The organism is Spirillospora sp. NPDC046719, from assembly GCF_040645715.1.
Lineage (GTDB): Bacteria > Actinomycetota > Actinomycetes > Streptosporangiales > Streptosporangiaceae > Spirillospora.
Genome location: NZ_JBEYYT010000298.1, coordinates 7,193 through 11,850 on the forward strand (window position 1 = coordinate 7,193; position 4,658 = coordinate 11,850).

Sequence of the window (4,658 nt, forward strand, 5' to 3'; positions counted from 1 at the left end):
CCGCGCCGTGCGCGCGGCCACGGCGGGGCCGTATCCGGAAGGACACCGCATCCCGATGCGCACCATTGACGATCTGGACGTCGCCGGCCGGAAGGTGCTGGTCCGCGCGGACCTGAACGTCCCGCTGCAGGACGGCAGGATCACCGACGACGGGCGGATCCGGGCGAGCCTGCCCACGATCGAGACGCTGCTGGCCAAGGGCGCCAAGGTCATCGTCTGCGCCCATCTCGGCCGCCCGAAGGGCGAGGTCAAGCCCGAGTTCTCGCTCGCGCCCGTCGCGGGCCGGCTCGGCGAGCTGCTCGGCATCCGCGTGGTGTTCGCCGACGACGTGGTCGGCGCGTCCGCGCACGCCGCGGTCGGCGGGCTCGGCGACGGCGACGTGGCCCTGCTGGAGAACCTGCGCTTCGAACCGGGCGAGACCAGCAAGGACGACGCCGAGCGCGGCGCGTTCGCCGACAAGCTGGCCGCCCTCGCCGACGTCTACGTCGGCGACGGGTTCGGCGCCGTGCACCGCAAGCACGCGAGCGTCTACGACGTGCCGAAGCGGCTCCCGCACGCCGCCGGCGACCTGATCGCCACCGAGGTCTCGGTGCTGGAGAAGCTCACCGAGCGGGTCGAGCGGCCCTACGCGGTGGTGCTCGGCGGCTCCAAGGTCTCCGACAAGCTCGGCGTGATCGACAACCTGCTCGGCAAGGCCGACCGCATCCTGATCGGCGGCGGCATGGTCTTCACCTTCCTCAAGGCGCAGGGCCACGAGGTCGGCAAGAGCCTCCTCGAGGAGGACCAGCTCGACACGGTCCGCGAGTACCTGCGGCGCGCCGAGGAGACCGGCGTGGAGTTCGTGCTGCCGGTGGACGTCGTCGCCGCGACCGCGTTCGCCGCGGACGCCGACCACGACGTGGTCGCCGCCGACGCGATCCCCGCCGACCGGCTCGGCCTGGACATCGGCCCCGAGTCCGGCAAGCTGTTCGCCGCGCGCCTCGCCGGCGCGAAGACGGTGTTCTGGAACGGCCCGATGGGCGTGTTCGAGATGGAGCCCTACTCGCACGGCACCCGCGCCGTCGCGCAGGGCCTGATCGACTCGGGCGCGTTCACCGTGGTCGGCGGCGGCGACTCCGCCGCGGCCGTCCGGCAGCTCGGCTTCGACGAGGCCGCCTTCTCGCACATCTCGACCGGTGGCGGCGCGAGCCTCGAATACCTCGAGGGCAAGACGCTGCCGGGCCTGCAGGCTCTGGAGGACTGACCGATGGCCGCCGCGACCCCTTCCCGCAAGCCCCTGATGGCGGGCAACTGGAAGATGAACAAGAACCACCTGGACGCGCTGCTGCTCGTCCAGAAGATGGCGTTCGCGCTGAAGGAGCCCGACTTCGAGGCCGTCGACGTCGTCGTGTGCCCGCCGTTCACCGACCTGCGCACGGTCCAGACGGTGATCGCGGCGGACAACTACGCGATCCAGTACGGCGCCCAGGACGTCTCGCAGCACGCGTCGGGTGCCTACACCGGCGAGATCGCCGCGTCGATGCTGGCGAAGCTGGGCTGCTCCTACGTGATCGTGGGGCACTCCGAGCGGCGCGAGTACCACGCGGAGGACGACGCGCTCGTCAACGCCAAGGCCAAGGCGGTCCTCGGCGCGGAGATGACCCCGATCGTCTGCGTGGGCGAGGGCCTGGAGGTGCGCAAGTCCGGCGGGCACGTCGCGCACGTCCTCGCGCAGCTGGACGGGGCGCTGGAGAAGATCCCCGCCGAGCAGGTGCGGGGCACGGTGATCGCCTACGAGCCGGTCTGGGCGATCGGCACCGGCGAGGTCGCCACCCCGCAGGACGCGCAGGAGGTCTGCGCGGCGATCCGTACCCGGCTCGCCGAGCTGTACGACGGCGGGGTGGCCGACCAGGTGCGTATCCTGTACGGCGGCTCGGTGAAGGGCGACAACATCGCCAGGCTGATGGCGCAGGCCGACGTGGACGGCGCGTTGGTCGGTGGTGCCAGCCTCGACCCGGGCGAGTTCGTCAAGATCTGCCGGTACCGGGATCTCCCGGCCTGATCAAAACTGATCAATTCCGCGTGACATGGGGGTTCTTGCCGAACCAGCCGGTAGTTCGTCGTACCCTTCGTAGCTGACGGGTAAACCGCCCGGCTCGATCCTCCGTCCCTACAGACGAGGCCCCGCACCGCGGGGCCGGCCAGAGAAGGCGCTGAAGAACTGTGATCATCGCAACGTCCATCGTGCTCATCGTCACGAGCCTGCTGATGGTGGTCCTCGTCCTGATGCACAAGGGCAAGGGCGGGGGACTGTCCGACATGTTCGGCGGCGGCATCTCGTCGTCGCTCGGCGGCTCGTCGGTGGTGGAGCGCAACCTGGACCGGCTGACGATCGGCGTCGGGGTGGTCTGGTTCGCCTCGATCATCGTGCTCGGGCTGCTGTTCAAGCACAAGGGCGTCGGCTGAGCCGCCCCGTCCAACACGTTCGAGCGCCGCGCCGTCCTCGGAGGTCCCCTGGCGGCGGCGGCACACAAAGCGAGGAGTAGTCCGTGGGTAGTGGCAACGCGATTCGGGGCAGCCGCGTCGGGGCCGGTCCAATGGGAGAGGCGGAGCGCGGCGACGCCGCCCCCCGCGTCTGGGTGACCTTCTACTGCGCCAACCGGCACGAGACCCGCCCCAGCTTCGCGACCGACGTCGCGGTCCCGGAGACGTGGGACTGCCCGCGCTGCGGGTTCCCGGCCGGGCAGGACGCGGAGAACCCGCCGGCGCCGCCGAAGACCGAGCCCTACAAGACGCATCTGGCGTACGTGAAGGAGCGGCGCAGCGACGAGGACGGCGAGGCCATCCTCGAGGAGGCGCTCGCCAAGCTGCGCGAGAAGCGCGCCGCGGTGAAGAGGGCCCTGGAGGCCGCCGGCCGGAGCTGACCCTCCGCCCGCATCGCACCGAGCCCTGGCCCGGTCCCCGTCGAGGGGGCCGGGCCAGGGTCTTTCCACGCGGGCGGCCCGGACGGGACGGGGGCGGCCCCCAGCGGGACGGGGCGCTCTCAGCAGGAGGGGGCGCAGAGCCGGCGCGCGGTGGCCTCGCCGAAGATCCGCAGGATGTCCTGCGGGGCGCGGGCGGTGTAGACGCTGCCGCCGGTGGCGTCGGCGAGCCGCCGCAGCTCGGCGGTGTCGACGTCCGGGCCGAAGCCGATGACGATGATCTGCACCGGGCGGGTCTCGTCGCGCCCGGCGCGCAGCGCGGCGACGGTGCGGTCCAGGGTGGGCCCGCCGGGGTCCTCGTCGCGTCCGTCGGTGAACACCAGCACCGTGTTGACCATCTCCGGCCGGTAGGTGCGGCGCATGTACCGGACGGCGTCGAGGACCGTGTCGTACAGGCCGGTCGCGCCGTCCGGCTTCGGGCGCAGGGTGGCCAGCGCGCTGAGGATGCGCTGCCGCCGCGTGACCGACCCGATCCGCCCGCCGAGCGGGCCCATGGGGACGGTCTGCCGCCAGTCGCGGTCGCCGTCCAGCCGGGTGGAGAAGATCCACTGGCCGAGTTCGGTGTCGTCGGGCTGCAGGGCGAGCCCTTCCTGGGAGGCCTGCGCGATCGCCTGCAGCCGCGTCAGCCGGGACCCGGGCACCGGCAGCGCCATCGACCCCGAGACGTCGATCACCGAGAGCATCCGGGAGCCGAGCGTCAGCCGGGCCCATTCCTGGGCCGTCCGCCGGACCAGGGCGGGGTCGGGTTCGGCGAGGGCGGCGGGCGGTGAGGCGGCGAGGCCGGCCGTCCGGCCGAACGCGTCCGGCGCGCGCCCGGCGGGATCGCGGAAGCCCGCCGCCTGCAAGCGGTCGAGGGCCTCCCCGCCGCGCAGCGCGCGCTCGAACAGCCGCGCGCCGGGCCGGTCGTCGACGACCGTGAACGGATAGTCCAGCCACAGGGTTCCGTCCTGCGGGTAGACGGCCTGGACGGCGGCCGCCGGGTCCTTCCGGTTGTGCTCCCACACCGCCTGCTCGGGGACGGCCAGGACGGCCGCCGGACGCGCGGCGGCCCCGGACAGCGCGCCGAACTCGCGGGCCACGTCCGGTGCGGTGCTCTCCCGCACCGACCGCGCGAACGCCGCGAACGACGCGTCGCCCTCGCGCTCCCGCGCGATCAGCAGCGACGCGATCCCGGCCCCGGTGCGGGACGGGTCGGCCAGGGTGAGCCGGACGGCCAGCGAGCGCCGCTCGTCGGGCTCGGCCGCGTCCAGGAGGGCCTTCCAGGTGCCGGGCGTCCCGGCGGCCTGCGAGCGCGGCACGGCGGCGACCAGCGGCGAGCGCGCCAGGGGGCCTCCCACCGTGCGCGGCGGCCGGGCGAGCATCCGCAACCACAGCGAGGAGTCGGGCACCCACACGTCCGGGCGGCGCACGCCCGCGCCGGCGGGGATCTGCCCGGACAGCAGCGCCGTCACGCCCGCCGGGCCCGCCGCCCGCACGGTGACCCGGACGCACTTCCCGCGCACCCGGTGGTCCGCGCCGTTGAAGGCGCCGGCGACCGCCGAGACCGCCGGTGCCAGCTCGGGCGCGACGGCCGCGTCGACCGTCGTCACACCGCCCGAGCACGACGTGATCGCCGACAGCGCGTAGACCGACGTGCCGAGCACCGCCGCGTTCGCCTTGCACACGACCCCCACGACCCGGCGCGCGCGCCGGGTCCGC

At 73.7% G+C, this 4,658-nt stretch carries 5 protein-coding genes; 4 read left to right on the forward strand and 1 reads right to left on the reverse strand.

Going from position 1 to position 4,658, the window contains the following annotated elements; translation table 11 throughout:
• The first annotated feature begins 55 nt into the window (after nucleotides 1–55).
• From ABZ914_RS35595 to ABZ914_RS35610, 4 genes are all read left to right on the forward strand, one after another.
• On the forward strand, nucleotides 56–1,243 hold the full coding sequence (locus tag ABZ914_RS35595; RefSeq protein ID WP_500198648.1) for a phosphoglycerate kinase: 1,188 nt from the start codon (nucleotides 56–58) through the stop codon (nucleotides 1,241–1,243).
• A 3-nt stretch (nucleotides 1,244–1,246) separates the two neighbouring features.
• Nucleotides 1,247–2,041 (forward strand): triose-phosphate isomerase, encoded by a 795-nt coding sequence (gene tpiA / locus ABZ914_RS35600; RefSeq protein ID WP_500198645.1) that lies wholly within the window; start codon nucleotides 1,247–1,249, stop codon nucleotides 2,039–2,041.
• Between the two features lie 161 nt (nucleotides 2,042–2,202).
• Nucleotides 2,203–2,445: a preprotein translocase subunit SecG gene (gene secG, locus ABZ914_RS35605; protein WP_173093730.1), complete on the forward strand. Its 243-nt coding sequence runs from the start codon at nucleotides 2,203–2,205 to the stop codon at nucleotides 2,443–2,445.
• Between the two features lie 83 nt (nucleotides 2,446–2,528).
• On the forward strand, nucleotides 2,529–2,903 hold the full coding sequence (locus ABZ914_RS35610) for an RNA polymerase-binding protein RbpA (RefSeq protein ID WP_190856304.1): 375 nt from the start codon (nucleotides 2,529–2,531) through the stop codon (nucleotides 2,901–2,903).
• A 119-nt stretch (nucleotides 2,904–3,022) separates the two neighbouring features.
• On the opposite strand, the gene ABZ914_RS35615 is transcribed toward ABZ914_RS35610, so the two are convergent.
• On the reverse strand, nucleotides 3,023–4,658 hold a 1,636-nt coding region (locus ABZ914_RS35615), incomplete at its 5' end, for a substrate-binding and VWA domain-containing protein (protein ID WP_500198647.1).

Bases quoted from the DNA above. Each gene is read 5' to 3' on its own strand.
- tpiA (WP_500198645.1), top strand. From the start codon at position 1,247: ATGGCCGCCGCGACCCCTTCCCGCAAGCCCCTGATGGCGGGCAACTGG.
- ABZ914_RS35595 (WP_500198648.1), top strand. From the start codon at position 56: ATGCGCACCATTGACGATCTGGACGTCGCCGGCCGGAAGGTGCTGGTC.